The following is a 24,297-nucleotide window of genomic DNA, read 5'->3' as shown; positions in this document are numbered from 1 at the left end:
GCATCGAAATATAAGGTTTGTCCTTCATTGGATGAGAATATTGAAAGTTTTTTGAATAAAAAGTTTTTGGTATTTAAAAATTCATTATATTTGCACACCGAAAATTTGAAAAACAATAAATAAATAATTTTAAATCATGGCAAAGGAAACGTTTAATCGTAACAAACCACACTTGAACATTGGTACTATTGGTCACGTTGACCATGGTAAAACTACTCTTACAGCTGCTATTTCTGCTGTATTAGCTAGCAAAGGTCTTGCTGAGAAAAAAGACTTCTCTTCAATTGACTCTGCTCCAGAAGAAAAAGAAAGAGGGATCACTATCAATACTGCTCACATCGAGTACGAAACTGTAAAAAGACACTATGCTCACGTTGACTGTCCAGGTCACGCCGACTATGTTAAGAACATGGTAACTGGTGCTGCTCAGATGGATGGAGCTATCGTAGTATGTGCTGCAACTGATGGTCCAATGCCTCAAACTAGAGAACATATCCTACTTTGCCGTCAGGTAAACGTACCTAAGATCGTTGTTTTCATGAACAAAGTTGACATGGTGGATGATCCAGAATTGTTAGAGCTTGTTGAAATGGAACTTAGAGATCTTTTAGCTACTTATGACTTTGATGGAGATAACTCTCCAGTAATCCAAGGTTCAGCTCTTGGAGCACTTACTGCAGCTACTAACGGTGACTCAGAAGATAAGTGGTTCAAAACTGTTGAAGCATTAATGGATGCAGTTGATGAGTGGATTGATGAGCCAGTAAGAGATACTGATAAGCCATTCTTGATGCCAATTGAAGACGTATTCTCTATTACAGGTAGAGGTACTGTAGCAACTGGTAGAATCGAGGCTGGTGTAATCAACACTGGAGATCCAGTTGATATCGTTGGTATGGGTGAAGAAAAATTAACTTCTACAATTACAGGAGTTGAGATGTTCAGAAAAATCCTAGACAGAGGTGAAGCTGGTGATAACGTAGGTCTATTGTTGAGAGGTATTGAAAAAACTGACATCAAGAGAGGTATGGTTATCGCTAAGAAAGATTCTGTGAAGCCACACAAAAAATTCAAAGCATCTGTTTATATCCTTTCTAAAGAAGAAGGTGGACGTCACACTCCATTCCACAACAAGTACCGTCCTCAGTTCTACGTAAGAACTACTGACGTTACAGGTGAGATCTTCTTACCAGAAGGTGTAGAAATGGTAATGCCTGGTGATAACTTAGAGATCACTGTAGAATTGTTACAACCAATCGCTCTTAACGAGGGTCTTAGATTCGCGATCAGAGAAGGTGGTAGAACAGTTGGTTCAGGTCAGGTTACTGAAATCTTAGACTAATCATCTTAAAATAAATAAAGCTTCCGAAAGGAAACTCTCGGAAGCTTTTTAACTACGGGCATCGTCCAATGGTAGGATACCGGTCTCCAAAACCGTTGATCAGGGTTCGAATCCTTGTGCCCGTGCAAATATAAATTATGAGTTCATTTGTCGATTTTTTAAAAGGTTCTTATAACGAATTCAGACATAAAGTTGAATGGCCAAAATGGGCTGACCTTCAGTCTTCTACAATTGTAGTGACTATTGCGACAGTGATTCTGGCATTATTTACATTTGGAGTTGATGAATTGTTTTCTAAAGCAATCAGTAACATCATTGGAATGCTAATCAACTTGTTCAATTAATTATAAAAGTATTTTCCCAAAATGAGCGAATTGAAATGGTATGTGCTGAAAGCTATCAGCGGACAGGAAAATAAAGTGAAAAACTATATTGAGACAGAAATCAAACGTTTAGGGTTTGAGCAGTACGTTACTCAAGTGGTTATTCCTATGGAAAAGGTTATTCAAATTAGAAACGGTAAAAAAGTTCCTAAAGAAAGACCTTACTATCCTGGATACTTAATGATTGAAGCTGAGCTGATGGGAGAGATTCCTCACGTTATCAAAAACATCCCTGGAGTTATTTCTTTTTTAAGTTTAACAAAAGGTGGAGATCCTGTTCCAATGAGAAAATCAGAAGTGAACAGAATGCTTGGAAGAATGGATGAACTTTCAGAATTTGCAAGCGATGTTGAGATTCCATATGTAGTAGGAGAAAACGTAAAAGTGATCGATGGTCCTTTCAACGGATTCAATGGTACAATTGAAAAGATTCTTGAAGACAAAAAGAAAATTGAAGTTTCTGTATTGATCTTCGGTAGAAAAACTCCAATGGAACTAAGCTACATGCAAGTAGAAAAAGTATAATATTTACTATATAAAATATAAAAAGACTGCTATTAAGTGGTCTTTTTTGTTTGTACTACTATCCCGCAATTATGGAATATAAGTGATGAATAATAGGATATCTATGTTGGCTGAATTTAGGAGTGTAGATAATGCCAATAACTTACTAAAAGAGTACTGAGCTGCTCCTTATTCCATCCTTTGGCTTATCCATACTCTCTATATTATAATGAATGCAATGTATCAAATTTGAGTGTCTCTTACGATGTTTCTTTCTGAAATAATTCATTATTGAAAAAAAGTAGCCAGTTTTTGTTTGTTTTATTTAATTTTTTATAAATTTTAAATGATTTTTTTATTAAAAATATAAATAATGAACTTTTGTTAATTGCTTCTATATAAGACTTTATATGCATTTAATATTCACTTTCAGGGGATAATGTGTGTTTTCCTTTGTATTTAACGAGATTTCTGATAAAGAATTCACTTTTGATGGCATACTTATTGTAACTTATTCGGCTATCAACCTATAAAACTTATTGTTTTTCTCATTCAGTGCACTATTTACAGATGCACAGTATATTTTTTGTGTTTTTAAATTAAAAACCTGAAATGTGATTAATGAGGTACGGTGAATAGAAATTTATAGCAAACACATAACCGAAAAATGACAAAAACTATTTCGATGATCCTTTCATTAGGTTCAGCAGTATTTATTAATGCTCAAGTTGGAATTAATACTTCAAAGCCGGAAAAGGAACTTACTGTGAACGGAACGATGAAGACGTCTGGTATTGTTTTCAAAAAACCAATAGAAAAATTGGGAGCAGATGAAAATTATACTTTTATTATCAAATCTCCGGCACCGGAAAATAAAATTACGGCTTACAATGATTCCTTTGTCCCGAATTCCCCGGCTCCCATCAATATCATTCAGTTTAAAATTGCCTGTGATCCTGCAAATAAGGACTGGGTAAGGGAGTTTGATACAAAAATCAATTCTAGTAAATTTCTGGTAGTAATTTCTTCATTCGGATTTACTCAGCCTGTAAGAACGAATACTGCAGACTGGCTAACCCCGGTTCCTCAGATATTTGCCTATTCAACAGGCGGAACTTGGAAGCTAAAGGCTGATTACGAAGGATTTTCTCCAACTTCAAATTTACCCACCGGAGAATGGACTTTAAATTTGTTGGTGTATGACAGATCTTATGCAAAAGAACTCAACTCAACTCAGGATCTCAGATCTTCTACAACCGGTGCTGCGGCAACTCCATTAATTCAATAAAACAATAAAATGAAAAAAATTATATCGCTACTCTTTGTAGCTGCTGCCACGTTAGGTTTGAAAGCTCAGGTAGGAATTAATACTGTAAATCCAAAAGGTACTCTGGATGTAGAAGGTGAAACTCTGGTAGAATCTTATTTAATTGATACTGAAAATGCAACAGCAAGAGGAAATTATTTACTTCTTACCCGCTCAAAAGATTCTTCTCCCGTAGGAAAATTGAAGCTTCTTGATATTACACTTCGAAATGTAGCACCAGTAAATATGTATACTGTAGTGTTGAAAAATGTAAAACAGGATGAAGTAATTAACCTGAATACAGGTTTAGATGCTGACAAATATGTGGTGGCAATTACAGGAGCTGTTTTTAGTGATGCTGTTTCTGCTACAACAACAGCTACTTCAAGATTGTATGGTGCTTACTCTACTGAAGTGACTAAAGTACAGCAGGGAGGAAAAAACTATCAGGCTATTAACTTAAGTTTTAAAGGGGCAGGTACTGTGAATGCACAAAACGGAAGCTGGACATTGACGTTAAATGTATTTGAAAAATCTCTGGTAAAAGACTGGGGAACATTCGAAGGTTCGGTATCAGCAGCAGCTTCTTATTCCGGAGTATCAACTAACACGCCTCTTGGGCTTCAATAATAAAACATGATAAGAAAGATTTATATTACAATGATGATAGGACTGGGCGTATTCTTGAATGCTCAGACCGGTAAAGTAGGAATCAAAACAGATAAACCTACGGAAACACTGGATGTAAACGGAAAAACATATACCAATTCCTTGTATCTAAGAAATCCAGGAGAACCTACAATGACTGGGGGAAGTTTTCTGGCAACATCGGAAAATGCATTGCAAATCTATGATCCGAATTTAGAAAGTAGTGGGTTATTCAATTATATCAAACTTAGCCTTACCAACGTGTCAGGAGACGGAATTACAGATTATGATACTAAAATAGACGCCAATAATTTCCTGGTTGTGCTTCATAATTATTCTTTCAAACTTAGTAATGGTATTACTAACGTGATGCTTGATTATGGGAACAATGGAGTGAATGATAATAAGCAAGGATCTCCTGATGTAGTAGCATTTAAAAGTAACGGAACCTGGCATATCAAGGCAAAATTTACAGACAGCAGAATTATTGCCAATACATCTGCCGGCCCAGTAAGAGATTATAACAATTTTACAGTAGATCTTTATTTGATGGCCTATAAAAGATTGATCACAAAGCACAATATTAATGATGTTAATGCTGATCTTGGAGGAACTAACGGTTCTGCGCAAACGATTAATAAACCATCCGGTTTTTAATATAGCAAAAATACATTTGATTTTAAGAAACCAGACTATTGAAAACGATAGTCTGGTTTCTTATTTAAATTAAATAATGTGCTGTTTTGGGTATTATATAATTTATTTTATAGGAGATAGCAACAAGAAAATGATTAAATCCTTTTTTATAAACAGTTTATCTGATGTTTACGGAAAGTGAATGGAATTAAATTTAATTTTTTTTTATATTATTTTTTTTAAAACTTTTTAAAAATCAGCAATATCCGTTTGTAGTTTCAAAAATATTTTATACTTTTGCAGTCCAAAAAGTAGGTTTGTCATAAGTGAGTGCGATAACCTACTGAATAATAAATGCTTCCAAACTCATTAATTATTCAAATTTAAAAAACAAACAATGGCTAAGAAAGTCTTTAAAATGGTAAAACTTCAGGTGAAAGGTGGCGCAGCTAACCCTTCTCCACCAGTAGGTCCAGCATTGGGTTCTGCAGGTGTGAACATCATGGAGTTTTGTAAGCAATTTAACGGAAGAACCCAAGATAAGCCAGGGCAAGTTTTACCTGTAGTAATTACAGTATACGAAGACAAATCTTTTGAATTCGTTATTAAAACTCCACCTGCAGCAATTCAGTTAATGGATGCGGCTAAGATCAAGGGAGGTTCTGGTGAACCAAACAGAAACAAAGTAGGTGCTGTAACTTGGGAACAAGTAAAGAAAATCGCTGAAGATAAAATGGCGGATCTTAACTGTTTTACAATGGACTCTGCAGTTTCTATGGTTGCAGGTACTGCTAGATCTATGGGATTAAGAGTAACAGGAACTAAACCAACTTTTAACGCTTAAAACTATTAGAAATGGCAAAATTGACTAAAAAGCAAAAGGAAGCTTTAAGCAAAGTAGAAAAAGGAAGAATCTATAACCTTGAAGAAGGTTCAGCTCTTGTAAAAGAAGTGAACACTGCAAAGTTTGATGCTTCTGTAGATATCGCTGTAAGATTAGGTGTAGACCCAAGAAAAGCAAACCAAATGGTAAGAGGTGTTGTATCTCTTCCTCACGGTACTGGTAAAGATGTTAAAGTTTTGGCTTTAGTAACTCCAGATAAAGAAGCAGAAGCTAAAGCTGCTGGTGCTGACTATGTAGGTCTTGACGAATATTTACAAAAAATTAAAGATGGTTGGACTGACGTTGACGTTATCGTTACGATGCCAGCTGTAATGGGTAAATTAGGTCCATTAGGTAGAGTATTAGGTCCAAGAGGTTTAATGCCTAACCCTAAATCAGGAACTGTAACAATGGAAATTGGTAAAGCAGTAACTGAAGTGAAAGCAGGTAAAATTGATTTCAAAGTAGACAAGTATGGTATCATCCACGCTGGTATTGGTAAAGTATCTTTCGATGCTGCTAAGATCAAAGAAAATGCGCAGGAATTGATCTCTACATTGATCAAAATGAAGCCAACTGCTGCTAAAGGAACTTATGTGAAGTCTATCTATTTGTCTTCTACAATGAGCCCAGGTATTGCAATTGATACTAAATCTGTTAACTAATAATAATCCTTAAGACAATGACAAAAGACCAAAAAGTTGTAGCAATACAAGAGATCAAAGATTTGCTTCAGGATGCAAAAGTAGTATACGTAGCAGATTTAGACGGTTTGAACGCTGGTAAATCTTCTGATTTTAGAAGACAAGCTTTCAAGCAAAATATCAAAGTAAAAGTTGTAAAAAATACACTTTTGCAAAAAGCAATGGAACAAATTGAAGGAGTAGATTACTCTGAAATGTTCCCATCTTTCAAGGGAAACTCAGCATTAATGATTGCTGAAACAGCTAACGCTCCTGCGAAACTTATCCAAGGATTCAGAAAGAAAGAAGAAAAGCCAGCTTTAAAGTCTGCTTTTGTTCAAGAAACTTTCTACTTAGGTGACAATAACCTAGATATGTTGGCTAACATCAAGTCTAGAGAAGAAATGATCGGTGAAATCATCGGATTACTTCAGTCTCCAATCCAGAGAGTTGTTTCTGCTCTTCAAAACAAACCTGAAACTGTAGAAGCTAAAGCTGAAGAAGCTGCTCCTGCCGTTGAAGAAACTCCGGCTGCTGAAGCTCCAGAAGCTGCTGCAGAAAGCACTGAAGAAACAAGTGCTGAATAATTATACTCAAAAAATTAAATAAATAATCAACAAAAACATTACAACAATGTCAGATTTAAAAAATTTAGCTGAAACGCTAGTAAACCTAACTGTAAAAGACGTAAACGAATTAGCTGCTATCCTTAAGGATGAGTACGGAATTGAGCCAGCTGCTGCTGCTGTAGTTGTTGCTGCAGGTGGTGCAGGTGAAGCTGCTGAAGAAAAGACTGAATTCGACGTAATTCTTAAGTCTGCAGGTGCTTCTAAATTAGCTATCGTTAAATTAGTAAAAGATTTAACTGGTGCTGGTCTTAAAGAAGCTAAAGATATCGTAGACGGTGCTCCTGCTCCATTAAAGCAAGGTGTATCTAAAGACGAAGCTGAAGCTCTTAAGAAGCAATTAGAAGAAGCTGGTGCTGAAGTAGAATTGAAATAATTTCAATTTTATATAAATATAAGAAGCCTGAGCAATTTGCTCAGGCTTTTTTGTTGTTAGTATGAAATAAAATATGCACTTTATTTACAAATGTATTTGAATATTTTTATAGTGTATAATCTTATATTTTATTATTATTGTTTATTTGATAATTATTGACGTTATATTTTAATTTATTTCATTGTATTGAGTGATTTATGTAATTTTTTTTTATTAAAATGTTGTTTTGTTTGAAAAAGTATTATATTTGTACTAATAAAAAAACACAACAATTGGATAGAAATTATTTTCTTTCCTATGGTCAAATAGCATTTCTTCTGCTATTGTCGGCTATAGGAAAACTAAATACAAACATTATGTTTGTCGAAGTAGGCAAAACCGAGTTGCTGCACTATACAGATATTAATAATACTGACCTTTACCCATATTTATTTGGCGCATTTTCACAGGAGCTTGTGAGTTCACTGGAATGTAGTGTTTATCATCATGCAAACATTAATGATGATTTTCCACATACTGCTTTTGAAAACTCTTTACAAAGTAATGTGCCAATTGTGAATGGCAAAAATTATTTTCTTTTATCTATGAGTGAGCTAAAGTCTATTTTTGTCTGGAATAAATGGAGAGTGGTAAGTTTTGCTGTTCATACAGATGTATTGGGTATAATAAAGCAGGTTAAGAGGTTTTATATCAACTCTGTTAAACTCATTGATGGTTTTAAATTTATCATTAAGATCCCTGATAAACTGATTAGTGCCTCTATAAAATAATATTTCTGATTTTTTACGGTTCCTTGCGGAGTTTCATTTACAATTTTAAATGAAATAGTTATTGAACTGTCCTTTCTAAAAAAAACAAATACAAAAAAACAACAAATATCAACTAAGAATGAAAAACAAATTATTCACTCTAGCACTTTTATCTGTCGGGTTTTCTATATCTGCACAGGTTGGGATTAATACAGGGCAGCCTCAGGCTAGTCTTGACGTGATGGGTTTTCCATCAGATACTAATAAACTTGACGGTATTATTGCCCCAAGACTTACAGGAGTACAGCTGAAAGCTAAGAACTATACAGTTGCTCAAACAGGAGCTATAGTATATGTTACTGCTGCAGAAACAGCTCCTACCGGACAAACTGTAGATGTTATAACACCCGGTTACTATTATTTTGATGGTACAAAATGGGGGAACTTAAATGCAGATTGGCGTACAGTAGGAAATAGTGGTACAGCAGCTACCTCTTCAACGTTAGGAAAAGATATTTCTAGCGGGAATTATCTGGGAACAAGTGATGGGCAAAACCTGGTATTGGCTACTCAAAAAAATGTAAAAGCAATACTTGATGTAAACGGAACGCTGCAAGGTGGAAATGCTAATGATGCAGCAGGACCTTATGCTGCTTTTTCCTGGGGGTCAAACAATACAACCAATTCAACATCATCCAATATTGCCATTGGAAGGAATAATACTGCTACTGCCATTAACGCTAATTTCCCGGCTTTAGCTATTGGGGCCAATAATTCTGCTACCAGTGGGGCAAAGATCATTGGAAATTTAAATACGGCATCAGGAGCTAATCATCTTGTATTTGGGAATTCTAATACCATAAGTGGTGTAGCAGGACTTACATTAGGGAATCAACATATCAACAAAGGCGGAATAGCTATAGGGAGTGGAAATACAGTAGACCCAAATAGCATTGCAGTGGGCTCTGCAAGTTCAGCTACAGCAGGACAATCTATAGCAATTGGATTTTCAGCGATGGCAGGATCCGGTCAATCGGTATACGCTAATAAATCACATACTTTTTTTAATATAACAAACGGAACAGATACAATTGTTGGAATTAACATGATTCCTACGGCGGATACTGCAACGGGAGCAGCGCTTCAAATGAAGGGTATTGCTGCATCCGGAACAACCTGTTCCAGTAAGGAAGAAGGAGCAATCCGATATAATACAACTGCAAAAAAACATGAAGGTTGTGATGGAACAAACTGGAGAGCTTTTTATTAATTGAAAAATAAACACAAACTTTATAAAACAATAAAAAATGACCAAAAAATTATTCGAAAAACTAGCTGTAGTGCTTATGACATTCGTGATGTCTATCACGGTACTGGCACAACAGGGTTATGAGCCTATCCGTGGGATGGGTGTGGATGCCAAACCGGTAAACAATTCCGGAATTTGCTTAGCATGTTATAACGGAAGTATGAATCCGGTGGTGGATGCCAGTCTGGATAACAGTGTTAATATGGGGAATTTTGCTTCTTTAATAAGTGGAAACGGAATCTCTGTGAAAAATAACAATACAGTTTATCCTGCCGGTTATATTACCGGATTTAATGTGGATCTTGGAACAAGCTTTATTACGATTGACCTTTTAAGCTCATTAAGAATCAGTACTTATAAGAATGGAGTTCTTCAGGAAACCACTACAAACAGTACGCTTTTATCAGTACCGGCATTCGGGGGAAGCAAGAACAGAATATTCTTACATTTTAAGACTTCCAAAGAGTTTGATGAAGTGAGATTGTACCAAACCAATGTTCTTTCTGTATTCAGTGCACTGAATGTGTATTATGCATTTGCATTTGATCCGGCCAGAGTACCGGTAGACAACAATGGAATTTGTGATGATATCATTGCAGGAAGTGGTGTAGATGGTAACGTGTCTGGAAGCAGCAGTTTCCTTGCTCCGCTTTCTTATGTTCAGAACAAAGAGAATATAGGTGACGGAAATAAAAATTCTTTCGGGAAAATAGTTCTTCCTATAGGATTATTAGGCTCTTACTCAGTAGGTGTTTTAGATAAAAATCAGGTATATCCTGCAGGAAACAGAACTGGATTTGTAATTGAGCCTGACGATCAAGGGAAGTTATTAAGCGCTGAATTTTTAAAAAATATTACGATTGAAACCTATTTATTTGGAGAAAAACAAGAGTCCAAACAATTATCAGATGGAGGTGGATTGATTAATATTAAAGTTCTAGGATACGGTTCAGGGAAACAAAAAGTAACTTTAACAACCACCAAACCTTTTAATGAAATAAGATTAAAAATTACTCAGACAGTAGGGTTCAACTTGGGAGCACTTAAAGTATATTACGCTTTCGAAGAGCCGATTTCTTGTGAATGTGATGATAAAATTCAGACTAGCGGTTCAGCGGTACCTGGAAATTTAGTAACAGGATCAAGCTGGACGTCAGGGCCTGGATTCTTAGGGATTATTTTAGCTAAAATGACAAATCCGGAAGCTATTGTGGATAACAATCCATCCAATTATGCAACAGCAACAGTTCCAGCTGCATCTATCTTCAGTATTTTCTCGGCATTTGCAACAGTAAGCAGTAATACTATATTGCCTGCTAATACAATGACCGGATTTACTGTGGAAAAAGCAGGAAACCTTCTTGGGGTAAGCGTACTTGAAAATATTACGGTAACATTATATAATGGAAACTCTGTAACAGATACTTTTACAAGCTCGGGAAGCCTTATCAGTGGGAATTTCTTTACTACGGATTCCAATAAATTTTATGTAGGTGGAAAGGCTACAAAACCTTTTAACAGAATGAAAATTACCTTCAACAGTGGTACAGCTGTTCGTATTCCTCAGAATTATTATATCTATAATGCATTTGCCAGTAAAGATGATGATAATGATGGAGTTCCAAACTGCTTCGACCGTTGTCCTAATGGTGATGACAGTATCGATAATAATGGTAATGGTATTCCGGATTGTGCAGAAGGATGTACAGTAGTGAATGATAAATCGCCAACATTAGATACAGATGGTGACGGTGTTGTAGATGCTTGTGATTTTGACTCTGACAATGATGGCATTCCGGATTCAATAGAAGATTTTGATAAGAATGCTAAATTTGAAGATGATGATTTGGAAGGAGATATCTTAATTACTCCTGTCTTGGGAGATGCTATTCCAAATTATCGTGATTTGGATTCTGATAACGATGGAATTTTAGATCTATTTGAATCAGGTATTCCAGTCTCAGTGATTAACCAGATCGATGCAGATCATAATGGTATTATTGATAGTGGTGTTGCAGTAGGTAAAAATGGTTTAGCAGATGTATTGGAAACATATCCGGATTCCGGAACTTTAAAATATCCAATTAGAAATGTAGATGGAGATAATACTCCTGATTTCCTTGATATTACTTCTGACGGTTCAGACTTTGATCTGTATAAGATAGGAAAAGGTAACCTTGATACATTGGGTGGAGGATTTATCTCTACAATTAATGATGGTGATAAAGATGGTATTCAGGCAGTAGTAGATACAGACCTTGTGAAGAGAGGAGCACCGAATTCTCCACTTTCACCATATGCTTCATTGTTGAAAAATGCATTGACAACTACAGCAAAAGCTGCCGGAACTTCAGAAATAAAAGAAGCTGCTAATGATGTGAAGATTTACCCTAACCCTGTTAAAGCTGGAGAAAGCCTTATGGTGACAGCTTCAGAAGAAGGAACTTACACATTGTTCTCAGCGGAAGGAAAAATGGTGAAGTCTGATAAATTCTCTGCACGTACAGGTATTGATACTACTTCATTGCCTACAGGAATTTATATCATTAAGATTGAAACCAAATCAACAGTGAAATCTTATAAGGTTATTGTAAAATAATTTTGTAACTTCATAATAAGGCGAAGGCTGCTCGTTTCGGGCAGCCTTTTTATTTTAACAGCTTAAAAATGAGACGATTTATTTGTAATTGTGGATAACTTTTTGTATATTTGCCCCTCTTTTGGCGCGAAACATTGTTTGTAAATTTATAAAATACTGAAAATCAACTCTTTCATTGTGTAATAACATGGAGGGGATTTCGTGTTTATAGATATTACGGGTAATACCGTCTCAAAAGTAAGAAAAATATTTTGCATTACGCTGTGAAAAGATATACCAGTGTTGCAGTTAGAAAGAGCCAAGTACAACGTTAAAAGATCCTAAGGTCCTTCGTGAAGCGCCAAAAACACTTTTACCTTTTTACTTTTACCTTGTTTCTTGTTCTTTTCTGATATTTTTAAATGAATCAAAATATTTTTTTAACCCTTTCTTAAAAGTTTTATGAGTAAAACAAAATCAACAACTCAAGGAAATCCGAGAATTAATTTCTCATCAGCGAAAGGAAAAATTGTAACTCCAGACTTCTTGGACATCCAAATCGAGTCTTTCAGAGAATTTTTCCAGCTTGATACACTTCCTGAAGCCAGAAAGACAGAAGCTCTTTACAAGACTTTCCAAGAGAATTTCCCAATTACGGATTCAAGAAACCAATTCGTATTAGAATTCTTAGACTATCTGGTAGATTCTCCACGTTATTCAATTGATGAGTGTGTGGAAAGAGGACTTACTTATTCAGTTCCTCTAAAAGCAAGACTTAAACTGTACTGTACTGACCCGGAACACGAAGATTTCCAAACAGTGGTTCAGGATGTATATTTAGGTCCGGTTCCTTACATGACGCCAAGTGGATCTTTCATCATCAACGGTGCTGAAAGAGTTATTGTTACGCAGCTTCACCGTTCACCTGGTGTATTCTTCGGACAAACTTACCACGCTAACGGAACCAAACTTTACTATTCAAGAATTATCCCTTTCAAAGGATCTTGGATGGAATTTACAACGGATATCAACAGCGTAATGTACGCGTATATCGACCGTAAGAAAAAATTACCATTAACAACTTTATTAAGAGCTATCGGTTATGAATCTGATAAGGATATCCTTCAGATCTTCGACCTTGCCGAAGAAGTGAAAGTTTCTAAAGCGGCCCTTAAAAAAGTAGAAGGGAGAACATTGGCTGCGAGAGTATTGAACACTTGGTTCGAAGACTTCGTAGACGAAGATACAGGTGAGGTAGTTTCTATCGAAAGAAACGAAATCATCTTGGATAGAGAAACGATCCTGGAAAAAGAACACTTAGATCTTATCTTGGACGCTGGTGTGAAATCTATCTTGATCCACAAAGAAAACAGCAATGAATTCTCTATTATCCAGAATACATTACAAAAAGACCCTACTAACTCTGAGAAAGAAGCAGTAGAGTACATCTATCGTCAGTTAAGAAACGCAGATCCACCAGATGAGGAAACTGCAAGAGGAATCATTGAAAAATTATTCTTCTCTGAGCAGAGATACTCTTTAGGTGAAGTAGGACGTTACAGACTAAACAAAAAGTTAGGTCTTAACATCCCAACTACAACTGAAGTTCTTACAAAAGAAGATATTATTGCAATCGTAAGACACTTAATTGAACTGGTAAACTCTAAAGCGGAGGTGGATGACATCGACCACTTATCAAACAGAAGAATTAAAACTGTTGGTGAGCAATTAGCAGGGCAGTTCGGTGTAGGTCTTTCAAGAATTGCAAGAACAATCAAAGAGAGAATGAACGTTAGAGATAACGAAATCTTTACTCCACTTGATCTTGTTAATGCTAAGACGTTAACATCTGTTATTAACTCATTCTTCGGTACCAACCAGCTATCTCAGTTCATGGACCAAACCAACCCACTATCAGAGATCACTCACAAGAGAAGATTATCTGCACTAGGGCCTGGTGGTTTATCAAGAGAAAGAGCAGGTTTCGAGGTTCGTGACGTTCACCATACTCACTACGGAAGAATTTGTCCGATTGAAACTCCGGAAGGACCAAACATCGGTTTGATTTCATCGTTAGGTATTTATGCAAAAATCAACAACCTTGGTTTCATCGAAACTCCATATAGAAAAGTAGAAGGGGGTAAGATTGATCTTAACGCTGCTCCTATTTATCTGAATGCAGAAGACGAAGAAGATAAAGTAATTGCTCAGGCAAACGTTGAATTGAGTGATAATGGAGACTTCTTAACAGACAGAATTATTGCAAGATTGGATGGTGACTATCCAGTAGTTGAGCCTGCTCAGGTTAACCTTATCGATGTAGCTCCAAACCAGATCTCAGGTATTTCCGCTTCATTGATTCCTTTCTTGGAGCATGATGATGCGAACCGTGCATTGATGGGATCTAACATGATGCGTCAGGCCGTTCCTCTATTGAAGCCACAGGCTCCAGTTGTTGGTACAGGGCTTGAGCAACAAGTTGCAAGAGATTCAAGAATCTTAATTAACGCTGAAGGTACAGGTACTGTAGAGTACGTAGATGCTGACAGAATCGTTATTAAATATGAAAGAAGCGAAGACGAAGATTTAGTACAATTTGAGTCTGCTACTAAAACATACAAACTTACTAAGTTCAGAAAAACCAACCAGAGTACAACAATTACCCTAAGACCAAACGTAAGAGTAGGTGATGTAGTGGAGAAAGGACAAGTACTTTGCGACGGTTATGCTACTGAAAAAGGAGAATTAGCTCTTGGTAGAAACTTAGTAGTAGCGTTCATGCCTTGGAAAGGGTACAACTTTGAGGATGCAATCGTAATCAACGAAAAAGTTGTACGTGAAGACTGGTTTACTTCCATCCACGTAGATGAATATTCACTAGAAGTTCGTGATACTAAATTAGGTATGGAAGAACTTACAGCAGATATTCCAAACGTATCTGAAGAAGCTACCAAAGATCTTGACGAGAACGGTATGATCAGAATCGGTGCTGAAGTGAAGCCTGGAGATATCATGATTGGTAAAATTACTCCAAAAGGTGAATCTGACCCGACTCCTGAAGAAAAACTTCTTAGAGCAATCTTCGGTGATAAAGCTGGTGATGTAAAAGATGCATCATTAAAAGCTGACTCTTCATTAAGAGGAGTTGTTATCAACAAGAAATTGTTCTCTAGAAACATTAAAGACAAAAAGAAAAGAACTGAAGAAAAACTTAGACTTGAAGAAATTGAAAACACTTACAAGGCTAAATTTGATGAGTTGAGAAATACTTTAATTGAAAAATTAAATACACTGGTAAGTGGTAAAACTTCTCAAGGGGTACAAAATGACCTTGACGAAGAAATCATCGGTAAAGGTGTGAAATTTACTCACAAGTTATTAACTTCAGTTGAAGATTATGTAAATGTTAGTGGTGCAGACTGGACAGTAGACGCTGACAAGAATGAATTGATCAAACAATTAATTCACAATTACAAAATCAAATATAACGACATCCAAGGAGTTAAAAACCGTGAGAAATTTGCTATTTCAATCGGAGATGAGCTTCCAGCAGGTATCATGAAGTTGGCTAAAGTTTACATCGCTAAGAAACGTAAACTGAATGTAGGAGATAAGATGGCAGGACGTCACGGTAACAAAGGTATCGTTTCAAGAATCGTTCGTGAAGAAGATATGCCATTCCTGGAAGACGGAACACCAGTAGATATCGTATTGAATCCACTAGGGGTACCTTCTCGTATGAACATCGGTCAGATCTATGAAACAGTTCTTGGATGGGCTGGTCAGAAACTGGGAATGAAGTTCGCTACACCAATCTTTGACGGAGCAACTCTTGATCAGATTACTGAGTACACTGAGAAAGCAGGTCTTCCTAAATTCGGTCACACTCACCTTTATGATGGTGGTACCGGAGAAAGATTTACACAGGCTGCTACAGTGGGTGTTATCTACATGCTGAAACTAGGACACATGGTTGATGATAAAATGCACGCACGTTCTATTGGTCCTTACTCATTGATTACTCAGCAGCCGTTAGGAGGTAAAGCTCAGTTCGGTGGTCAGAGATTCGGAGAGATGGAGGTTTGGGCACTTGAAGCATTCGGTGCATCTAACATCTTGAGAGAGATCCTTACTGTGAAGTCAGATGACGTGATTGGTAGAGCAAAAACTTATGAAGCAATTGCAAAAGGTGAATCGATGCCTGAACCAGGTATTCCGGAATCATTCAACGTATTACTTCACGAGTTACAAGGTCTTGGATTAGACGTAAGATTGGAAGAGTAAGATATCAGATGTCAGACACAAGATGTCAGACTATGGCACTCTAAGAATTTTATAATCCTTGAATTTGGAATGATGATTTCGTCTGAAATCTGAAATCTGAAATCTAAAATCTAAAAAAAATTATGTCAAATAAAAATAAATCAAGTAGATTTAATAAAATAACCATCGGTCTAGCTTCACCGGAGTCTATTTTACAAGACTCAAGAGGGGAGGTTTTAAAGCCGGAAACTATTAACTACAGAACTCACAAGCCTGAAAGAGACGGGCTATTCTGTGAGAAAATTTTTGGTCCTGTAAAGGATTACGAATGTGCTTGTGGTAAATACAAGAGAATTCGTTACAAAGGGATCGTTTGTGACCGTTGTGGAGTAGAAGTTACTGAGAAAAAAGTAAGAAGAGAGAGAATCGGGCATATCAACCTTGTAGTTCCAATTGCACACATTTGGTATTTCCGTTCATTACCAAACAAAATCGGATACCTTCTTGGAATTCCTTCTAAGAAATTAGATATGATCATCTACTACGAAAGATATGTAGTGATTCAACAAGGTATTGCTAAGAAATTAGACGGTTCTGATTTTGAGAACATGGAATTCCTTACAGAAGAAGAGTACCTTGATATCATGGAAACTCTTCCTGTAGAAAACCAGTATCTTGATGATTCTGATCCAAACAAATTCATCGCCAGAATGGGTGCTGAAGCTGTAGAAGATCTATTAAAAAGAATTGATCTTGATGCATTGTCTTTCGACTTGAGACACAAAGCTCACAATGAAGGTTCTAAGCAAAGAAGAACTGAAGCTCTTAAGAGATTGAACGTTGTAGAAGCATTAAGAGGTGCCAATACAAGAATGATCAACAGACCAGAGTGGATGATTATGCGTGTACTTCCTGTTATCCCACCAGAACTAAGACCATTGGTTCCGTTGGATGGAGGACGTTTCGCAACTTCTGACTTAAATGACCTTTATAGAAGAGTTATCATCAGAAATAACCGTTTGAAGAGATTATTGGAGATCAAAGCTCCTGAAGTAATCTTGAGAAACGAGAAGCGTATGCTTCAGGAATCAGTAGATTCATTATTTGATAACACAAGAAAATCTTCTGCAGTAAAATCTGAATCAAACAGACCATTGAAATCACTTTCTGATTCATTGAAAGGTAAGCAGGGTCGTTTCCGTCAGAACCTACTAGGGAAAAGGGTTGACTACTCTGCGCGTTCGGTAATTGTTGTAGGTCCAAACTTACAGCTTCACGAGTGTGGTATTCCTAAAGATATGGCAGCTGAATTGTACAAACCATTCATCATTAGAAAACTAATTGAGAGAGGAATTGTAAAAACAGTAAAATCTGCGAAGAGAATTATCGATAGAAAAGAACCAGTAGTTTATGATATCCTAGAAAACGTGATGAAAGGTCACCCGGTACTATTGAACAGGGCACCTACTCTTCACAGACTTGGTATTCAGGCTTTCCAACCTAAGATGATCGAAGGTAAAGCTATCCAACTACACCCGTTAGTAACTACGGCCTTCAATGCCGATTTCGATGGTGACCAGATGGCGGTACACTTACCGTTAGGACCAGAAGCAATCCTTGAAGCTCAGTTATTGATGTTAGGTTCTCAAAACATCTTGAACCCTGCAAACGGTTCTCCAATTACAGTACCATCTCAGGACATGGTTCTTGGTCTTTATTTCATGACTAAAGAATTGAGCTCTACAGAGGATATGAAAGTAAAAGGAGAAGGTCTTGCATTCTATTCTCCTGAAGAAGCGGAAATTGCTTATGCAGAAGGTAGAGTTTCATTAAATGCTAAGGTAAGATGTAGACTACCAGTTAAAGAAGATGGAGTAATCGTAACAAGATTGATCGAAACTTCTGTAGGTAGAATCTTATTCAACCAAATCGTACCTAAGCAGTCAGGATATATTAATGAGCTTCTTACTAAGAAATCATTAAGAAACGTTATCGGTAAGATCCTTGCTGATACGGATTTCCCTACAACTGTGAAGTTCTTGGATGCAATGAAAGATCTAGGGTACTCAAACGCATTCAAAGGAGGTCTATCGTTCTCTCTTGGAGATATCGTAGTACCTGTAGAGAAAAAGCAGATGATTGCTACTTCAATTGAAACTGTAGACGAAATTAGAGCTAACTATAACATGGGTCTAATTACCGATACAGAACGTTATAACCAGGTAATCGACGTTTGGACTAACACCAACGCCGGATTAACTGAAATGATCATGAGCAGAATGAAAACTGACCAAGGTGGTTTCAACTCTGTATACATGATGCTTGATTCTGGGGCGAGGGGTTCTAAGGAGCAGATCCGTCAGTTATCAGGGATGAGAGGATTGATGGCGAAACCGCAAAAAGCTGGTTCTACCGGTGCGGAGATCATCGAAAACCCGATCCTTGCAAACTTTAAGGAAGGTCTTTCCATCTTGGAATACTTTATCTCTACCCACGGTGCTCGTAAGGGTCTTGCGGATACCGCTCTTAAAACTGCCGATGCTGGTTACTTAACCAGAAGATTGGTAGATGTTGCACAGGACGTTATCGTTACAGAAGATGACTGTGGAACGCTGAGAGGAACAGAAGTTACTGCACTTAAGAAAAATGACGAGATTGTTGAGAAAATCTCTGAAAGAATCTTAGGTAGAGTATCTCTTCACAATATTTATGATCCTGAAAGTGATGAATTAATTGCTGAAGCTGACCAAGTAATTACTGAGCAATTAGCTAAGAAAATTGAGGCAGCAGGATTAGAAGCTGTTGAAGTACGTTCACCACTTACATGTGAAGCTAAAAAAGGTATCTGTGCGAAATGTTACGGTAGAAACTTAGCAACAGGTAAGATGATCCACATGGGTGAGGCAGTAGGTGTTATCGGTGCACAGTCAATTGGGGAACCAGGAACTCAGCTTACGTTGAGAACCTTCCACCAAGGGGGTACCGCAGGTAACGTTTCTGAAAATCCATCTATTGTTGCAAGAAGAGACGGTATCGTAGAAATGGATGAAGTAAGAACTATTACTTCTGAAGATGAAAACGGTAATACAGCTGAGGTTGTAGTTTCTCGTTCAACAGAATTTAGATTGGTTGCTGATAATGAGTCTAAAACTCCATTAATGGTAGCTAACGTACCTTACGGATCTATATTATCTGTTAAACCAGGTGATAAAGTGAAGAAAGGAGATACTATCTGTAGATGGGATCCGTATAACGCGGTTATCATTGCTGAAACTTCAGGTAAGGTAGAATACGAGGATATCATCCAAGGTATTTCATTCCAACTTGAAATTGACGAACAGACAGGATTTGAAGAGAAAGTAATCTCTGAATCTAGAAATAAGAAAGCCGTACCTACCCTTAAGGTGGTAGACTCTAAAGGTGTTGAGCAAAAAGCTTACAACTTACCGGTAGGAGCCCACTTAATGGTAAACGATGGTGAGAAAATTAAGGCTGGTAAAGTCCTAATCAAAATCCCAAGAAAATCTGCGAAAGCAGGGGATATCACCGGAGGTCTTCCGAGAGTTACCGAATTATTCGAAGCAAGAAACCCTTCAAACCCAGCAGTTGTTACTGAAATCGACGGGGTAGTTTCTTACGGAAAAATTAAGAGAGGTAACCGTGAATTGATCGTTGAGGCTAAAACTGGAGAAAGAAAAATTTATTTAGTTAAATTATCTAACCAGATCTTAGTACAGGAGAATGACTTCGTTAGAGCTGGTTCGCCACTTTCTGACGGTTCAATCACTCCAGACGATATCTTAAGAATTAAAGGTCCAACAGCTGTTCAGGAATACTTAGTAAATGAGATCCAGGAAGTTTACCGTCTACAAGGGGTAAAAATCGACGACAAGCACTTCGAAATCATCGTAAGACAGATGATGACAAAAGTATCTATCGTGGATGGAGGTGATACTCAATTCCTAGAAGGAGCTCTTGAACATAAGTATGACTTCTTGGAAGAGAACAACAGAGTGTTCGGTCTTAAAGTAGTGGTTGATGCTGGTGATTCTAAAGAATTCAGACCAGGTCAGATGATTACTGCAAGAGAATTAAGAGATGAAAACTCTAAATTGAAACGTGAAGATCAAAGGTTAGTAGAAGTAAGAGAAGCTCTTCCTGCTACTGCAACTCCTGTACTACAGGGTATTACAAGAGCAGCACTTCAAACGAAATCGTTCATGTCTGCAGCATCGTTCCAGGAAACCACTAAGGTTCTTAACGAGGCAGCAGTTGCTGGTAAAGTGGACGCTCTGGGTGGTCTTAAAGAAAATGTAATTGTAGGACACAGAATTCCTGCAGGTACAGGTCTTAAAGAGTATCAGAATGTTATCGTAGGTTCTAAGAAAGAATTCGAAGACCTTAACTAAAATTAATGATTTGAAATTTGGGGTTTGAAATTATTTTTATATTTTCACAATCTCAAATTTCGAATTTTAAAAACATAATTTATAACAATGGACAACAATCAAAATCCACAAGACGGAAACATCAACATCGAATTAAACGAAATGGTAGCTGCTGGTATCTATGCTAACTTAGCGTTAGTAAACCACTCTCCATCTGAATTTGTAGTAGACTTTATTCAGTTGATGCCAGGTGTTCAGCAGGCTAAAGTAAGATCAAGAGTAATTCTTGCTCCACTTCACGCTAAAAGAGTATTAAGCGCTCTTCAACAGAACATCGCTAACTACGAGCAGCAGTTCGGAGAAATCAAAGAAGTTGAGCCTTTCGTATTAGGAGGAAACAACGTACAAGCTTAAGATTTTTCTTACAATAAAATAAGAATGCCCTGGTTTTTTACCAGGGCATTTTTTATGTGATATTTTGGAGGGAATGAATATCGATTTAAAGGGTAGTTTATTAATTCATCAATTTGTTCTTTTTATATTTTTTGTGTTTTTCGGAATACTTTTTCACATTGATTTTAAAAATGTAATAAATTTAATGTTGATAGGCTTTATTAATTTTAAATATAAATTGGCAATATGTTCTTGATGTAATATAAGTAATTTGATTTTATGTAATTATATTTACGGATAATTTATGAAAACTGAAAAACGTTTTATTGTTATTATGTGTTTTTGCATTAAAATAAATTCAATAGAAAATATATTTATAAACCAATTTGAATAAAAAACTATTTTTTATCTTTTTATGTATTCCGGTGATCATGTTATTTAATAATATGGCTTACAAGGTTGTTTTTCATGTGAAAAGAAAACTATATGAACATACACAGTATAATATTACCCGGCATCCTTTAAAGAAATCACAAACTGTATGCTTTACAGAAGATGATCTTGTAAAAGCAGAATGGAAAGAAGATAAAGAATTTGTACTTAACGGATTTTCTTATGATGTAGTTCGGGTGAGCAAGAGTAATGGGAAAAAACTCTTTTTCTGTTACCTTGATAAAAAAGACATTATCATCAACTCATTGGTGGATCTTTCGAAAAAATTAACCGTTAAAAAAAGAAATCTGAGAACTCAGATTGATCTTCCAGGCCATAAGAAAGTTCTGCTTAAAACATCCCGTTTTACTATTCTCGCTGGGAAGGGATTTTCCATTTTTTTAACGCTGGATTTAAGTACAATCCCCAATCACTATTACCTATTAGAAAGTACTCATTATTTATCCATTAGTATTCCGCCTCCGGAGAATCACTTTGTCTAAAGTGAATATAATATTAATGATAACTAATTTTTAAATAATGAAAAAATATATATGCATAGCAGCAATGTTAGGTTGCGCTATCACTCATGCTCAACAGGTGCAGGAAGGATCAATTGATGAAGTAAACATTCTTGGTAGAAAGAAAATAAAACAGGAACGTGCAGAATTCAAAAGACATGGACAATCTGTAGAAACGCTTTCCGAAGAAGATCTTAACAGGAATAACCCTGCAGCAATTGACCAAACATTGTCAACAATGCCAGGGCTTCAGGTAGATAAACGAACCAACTTCGGTGGACAAAGACTTGTGCTTCGTGGATATGGAAACGATCAGAAGTTTAATAACTGGGGAGTGAAAGCTTACTGGAATAATATGCCGCTAACCAACGCTGAAGGAGTGACTGTCCTTGATGATGTTGACTTCGCTTATGTAACCAATGTTGAAGTTATCAAAGGTCCGGCAGCAACAATGTACGGTGGCGGAGTTGGAGGAGCAGTCCGTTTTTATACCCGTCCTGATTTTACGAAAGGAGTATCTATTTCTGAAAACGCCATGTTCGGAGCATTTAAAACATTCCAGTCAAGAACACAATTGAATGTTTCTGATGAGAATTACTCTGTAAGTGCAGCATACGGACACCTTGAAACGGATGGATACAGACCAAATGGTGGCGGATTGAAAAATTTCTTTAATGTGAATGGTACTGTTAAGCTCGGGAAAAAAGATCAGTTAAGTTTCTTTGCAAGCCAGGCTTATTCCTATGAGCATACTTCAGGCCAGATTTCATACGATGATTATTATGCGGGAATTGATAATGGGAATCCTGCCTATATCCGAAAAAACTCAGGAACGAAAATAAAATCAACAAGAGTAGGATTGAGTAATATGGTAAGTCTTACTTCTAATTTAAGAAACTATACCACTTTATTTTATTATAATGCAAATACGGAAAGTGTTTCAGCTGGAGCCTATGGAGTTACAAGCTCTCCGAATGTAGGATTGCGTTCCACTTTTACATTAAAGAATGAGTTTAAGGATTTTGAAAACCGTTTAGATTTTGGAGCAGAAATACAAAATTCAGTATCTACTACTTCAAGCTATCGATTTACCGGTTCTGAAACTGAACCTTTGCAGACAACAGGGATGAGTGGAGCTTCCTATTTTAAATATAATAACAATCAATCCACTTACTTTGTGATAGACTATCTTACCTATAAACCTTGGGGATTAACGTTATTGGCTGGTTTAAGTGCTAATAGAACAAATTATGATAGAAAAGATCTTTATGCATTACCAGGTTTGATCGCCGGCCGTAAAGACCAGTCATTCAACAAGAAATATGACATGGCATACACCCCTCACTTTGCTTTACAGAAAGAATGGAAGTATCAGATCTTTAATTTGAGCTATAGTGAAGGGTATAATTCTCCTACCGCAGCTTCATCATTTATTACTGCTACAAACATGACGAATGATGATTTAAAACCTGAGCGCGCAAGAATGTTTGATTTCAGTGTACATGGGCTTTTACTCAATACAAAGTTAGATTATCGTATTTCTGCATTTAGAATTGACTATTCTGATAAACTTACACAACTGGTTATCCCTAATAGCATTACTCCGGGGCAAACCTACTGGACTAATACCGGAAGTCAGAAAAATACGGGACTTGAGTTTAGTGTCGGATATCAGTACAGATCAGAGAATTCATTTATTGAAAGAGTGGTTCCGTTTGTAAATCTTTCTTATTACGATGCTAAGTATAAGGATTTTACAACAATAGTGGGAGGAAGAAAGGAAACTTATGATCACAAAACTGTTGTGGGAGTTCCGAGAAATAAATATGCTCTAGGCTTGGATATTTATACTAAGCCAGGTTTTTATCTTTTAAATACCTTTAATTATCTGGGACAAGTGTATACTGATTTTAAAAATGAGAAACCACCAGTAAAAGGTTTTGGGTTGCTAAATGCAAAATTAGGATATAAAAAGACCTTTGGTAAGTTTGATGTAGATCTTTATGTGATGGGAAATAACCTTACCAATCAGATCAATTATACTTTTTTATTCTTAGGAAATAATATCAATGATTCTGATACCGGTAGTGGTTACCCTAAAGGAGTCAGTACAGATCTTAATCCGGGTCCTAATAAATCTTACTTCTTTTATGGATTCAATGTGAAATACAGATTCTGACCTTAAAAATAGGACCTTACAAAAACTGTTTCATTTTTATGGAACAGTTTTTTTTATCACAAATTGTTAATACAGTGAATTATTTTATGGTAAATATT

Annotated in this window: 18 protein-coding genes and 1 tRNA gene; all 19 read left to right on the top strand. The window is 36.5% G+C overall.

Going from position 1 to position 24,297, the window contains the following annotated elements; translation table 11 throughout:
* Positions 1-136: 136 nt before the first annotated feature.
* The 19 genes from tuf to J2772_RS10135 all read left to right on the top strand — a co-directional run bounded on the left by tuf (position 137) and on the right by J2772_RS10135 (position 24,199).
* Positions 137-1,342 carry an elongation factor Tu gene (gene tuf / locus J2772_RS10225; RefSeq protein ID WP_045501120.1) on the top strand — a complete coding sequence of 402 codons (1,206 nt, stop codon included), beginning with the start codon at positions 137-139 and terminating at the stop codon, positions 1,340-1,342.
* Positions 1,343-1,396: 54 nt separating this feature from the next.
* Positions 1,397-1,467, top strand: a tRNA-Trp gene (locus J2772_RS10220).
* Positions 1,468-1,479: 12 nt separating this feature from the next.
* Entirely contained in the window at positions 1,480-1,686 is a 207-nt protein-coding gene (secE, locus tag J2772_RS10215) for a preprotein translocase subunit SecE (RefSeq protein ID WP_002976410.1), read from the top strand.
* Positions 1,687-1,707: 21 nt separating this feature from the next.
* Positions 1,708-2,250, top strand: coding sequence for a transcription termination/antitermination protein NusG (gene nusG / locus J2772_RS10210; protein WP_045501118.1), 543 nt, complete (start codon positions 1,708-1,710; stop codon positions 2,248-2,250).
* 646 nt (positions 2,251-2,896) lie between these two features.
* Entirely contained in the window at positions 2,897-3,517 is a 621-nt protein-coding gene (locus tag J2772_RS10205) for a hypothetical protein (RefSeq protein WP_209916290.1), read from the top strand.
* A gap of 9 nt (positions 3,518-3,526) precedes the next feature.
* Complete coding sequence (locus J2772_RS10200) at positions 3,527-4,165, top strand: hypothetical protein (RefSeq protein ID WP_209916282.1); 639 nt, start codon at positions 3,527-3,529, stop codon at positions 4,163-4,165.
* Between the two features lie 6 nt (positions 4,166-4,171).
* Entirely contained in the window at positions 4,172-4,840 is a 669-nt protein-coding gene (locus J2772_RS10195) for a hypothetical protein (protein ID WP_209916279.1), read from the top strand.
* A gap of 376 nt (positions 4,841-5,216) precedes the next feature.
* The gene (gene rplK / locus J2772_RS10190; protein ID WP_045501113.1) at positions 5,217-5,663 is read left to right on the top strand and encodes a 50S ribosomal protein L11; all 447 of its coding nucleotides are present in this window, start codon (positions 5,217-5,219) and stop codon (positions 5,661-5,663) included.
* A gap of 11 nt (positions 5,664-5,674) precedes the next feature.
* Entirely contained in the window at positions 5,675-6,367 is a 693-nt protein-coding gene (gene rplA, locus J2772_RS10185; protein ID WP_045501112.1) for a 50S ribosomal protein L1, read from the top strand.
* 17 nt (positions 6,368-6,384) lie between these two features.
* Entirely contained in the window at positions 6,385-6,972 is a 588-nt protein-coding gene (gene rplJ / locus J2772_RS10180; RefSeq protein ID WP_209916277.1) for a 50S ribosomal protein L10, read from the top strand.
* A 46-nt stretch (positions 6,973-7,018) separates the two neighbouring features.
* Positions 7,019-7,387: a 50S ribosomal protein L7/L12 gene (rplL, locus tag J2772_RS10175; protein WP_076390710.1), complete on the top strand. Its 369-nt coding sequence runs from the start codon at positions 7,019-7,021 to the stop codon at positions 7,385-7,387.
* 230 nt (positions 7,388-7,617) lie between these two features.
* Complete coding sequence (locus tag J2772_RS10170) at positions 7,618-8,157, top strand: hypothetical protein (protein WP_209916275.1); 540 nt, start codon at positions 7,618-7,620, stop codon at positions 8,155-8,157.
* Between the two features lie 118 nt (positions 8,158-8,275).
* A complete protein-coding gene (locus J2772_RS10165) occupies positions 8,276-9,406 on the top strand; it encodes a hypothetical protein (protein ID WP_209916273.1) in 1,131 nt (376 codons plus the stop codon).
* Positions 9,407-9,443: 37 nt separating this feature from the next.
* Positions 9,444-12,044, top strand: coding sequence for a T9SS type A sorting domain-containing protein (locus tag J2772_RS10160; RefSeq protein WP_209916271.1), 2,601 nt, complete (start codon positions 9,444-9,446; stop codon positions 12,042-12,044).
* A 441-nt stretch (positions 12,045-12,485) separates the two neighbouring features.
* A complete protein-coding gene (rpoB, locus tag J2772_RS10155) occupies positions 12,486-16,307 on the top strand; it encodes a DNA-directed RNA polymerase subunit beta (RefSeq protein ID WP_209916268.1) in 3,822 nt (1,273 codons plus the stop codon).
* Between the two features lie 122 nt (positions 16,308-16,429).
* Positions 16,430-20,695 carry a DNA-directed RNA polymerase subunit beta' gene (gene rpoC / locus J2772_RS10150; RefSeq protein WP_209916266.1) on the top strand — a complete coding sequence of 1,422 codons (4,266 nt, stop codon included), beginning with the start codon at positions 16,430-16,432 and terminating at the stop codon, positions 20,693-20,695.
* Positions 20,696-20,782: 87 nt separating this feature from the next.
* Entirely contained in the window at positions 20,783-21,088 is a 306-nt protein-coding gene (locus J2772_RS10145; protein ID WP_027375539.1) for a DUF3467 domain-containing protein, read from the top strand.
* A 425-nt stretch (positions 21,089-21,513) separates the two neighbouring features.
* Positions 21,514-22,002 (top strand): hypothetical protein, encoded by a 489-nt coding sequence (locus J2772_RS10140; protein WP_209916264.1) that lies wholly within the window; start codon positions 21,514-21,516, stop codon positions 22,000-22,002.
* Positions 22,003-22,039: 37 nt separating this feature from the next.
* Positions 22,040-24,199, top strand: coding sequence for a TonB-dependent receptor (locus tag J2772_RS10135; protein WP_209916242.1), 2,160 nt, complete (start codon positions 22,040-22,042; stop codon positions 24,197-24,199).
* The last annotated feature ends 98 nt before the right edge of the window (positions 24,200-24,297 follow it).

The sequence above is a fragment of the Chryseobacterium jejuense genome (assembly GCF_017877355.1).
GTDB classification, from domain to species: domain Bacteria; phylum Bacteroidota; class Bacteroidia; order Flavobacteriales; family Weeksellaceae; genus Chryseobacterium; species Chryseobacterium jejuense_A.
Note: the sequence above shows the minus strand (reverse complement) of the source record. Positions and strands in the feature narration are given on the sequence as shown.

Excerpts from the sequence above, each read along its gene's own strand:
- tuf (WP_045501120.1), top strand. The coding sequence starts at position 137 with ATGGCAAAGGAAACGTTTAATCGTAACAAACCACACTTGAACATTGGT.
- secE (WP_002976410.1), top strand. The coding sequence starts at position 1,480 with ATGAGTTCATTTGTCGATTTTTTAAAAGGTTCTTATAACGAATTCAGA.
- nusG (WP_045501118.1), top strand. The coding sequence starts at position 1,708 with ATGAGCGAATTGAAATGGTATGTGCTGAAAGCTATCAGCGGACAGGAA.
- J2772_RS10205 (WP_209916290.1), top strand. The coding sequence starts at position 2,897 with ATGACAAAAACTATTTCGATGATCCTTTCATTAGGTTCAGCAGTATTT.
- J2772_RS10200 (WP_209916282.1), top strand. The coding sequence starts at position 3,527 with ATGAAAAAAATTATATCGCTACTCTTTGTAGCTGCTGCCACGTTAGGT.
- J2772_RS10195 (WP_209916279.1), top strand. The coding sequence starts at position 4,172 with ATGATAAGAAAGATTTATATTACAATGATGATAGGACTGGGCGTATTC.
- rplK (WP_045501113.1), top strand. The coding sequence starts at position 5,217 with ATGGCTAAGAAAGTCTTTAAAATGGTAAAACTTCAGGTGAAAGGTGGC.
- rplA (WP_045501112.1), top strand. The coding sequence starts at position 5,675 with ATGGCAAAATTGACTAAAAAGCAAAAGGAAGCTTTAAGCAAAGTAGAA.
- rplJ (WP_209916277.1), top strand. The coding sequence starts at position 6,385 with ATGACAAAAGACCAAAAAGTTGTAGCAATACAAGAGATCAAAGATTTG.
- rplL (WP_076390710.1), top strand. The coding sequence starts at position 7,019 with ATGTCAGATTTAAAAAATTTAGCTGAAACGCTAGTAAACCTAACTGTA.
- J2772_RS10165 (WP_209916273.1), top strand. The coding sequence starts at position 8,276 with ATGAAAAACAAATTATTCACTCTAGCACTTTTATCTGTCGGGTTTTCT.
- J2772_RS10160 (WP_209916271.1), top strand. The coding sequence starts at position 9,444 with ATGACCAAAAAATTATTCGAAAAACTAGCTGTAGTGCTTATGACATTC.
- rpoB (WP_209916268.1), top strand. The coding sequence starts at position 12,486 with ATGAGTAAAACAAAATCAACAACTCAAGGAAATCCGAGAATTAATTTC.
- rpoC (WP_209916266.1), top strand. The coding sequence starts at position 16,430 with ATGTCAAATAAAAATAAATCAAGTAGATTTAATAAAATAACCATCGGT.
- J2772_RS10145 (WP_027375539.1), top strand. The coding sequence starts at position 20,783 with ATGGACAACAATCAAAATCCACAAGACGGAAACATCAACATCGAATTA.
- J2772_RS10140 (WP_209916264.1), top strand. The coding sequence starts at position 21,514 with ATGGCTTACAAGGTTGTTTTTCATGTGAAAAGAAAACTATATGAACAT.
- J2772_RS10135 (WP_209916242.1), top strand. The coding sequence starts at position 22,040 with ATGAAAAAATATATATGCATAGCAGCAATGTTAGGTTGCGCTATCACT.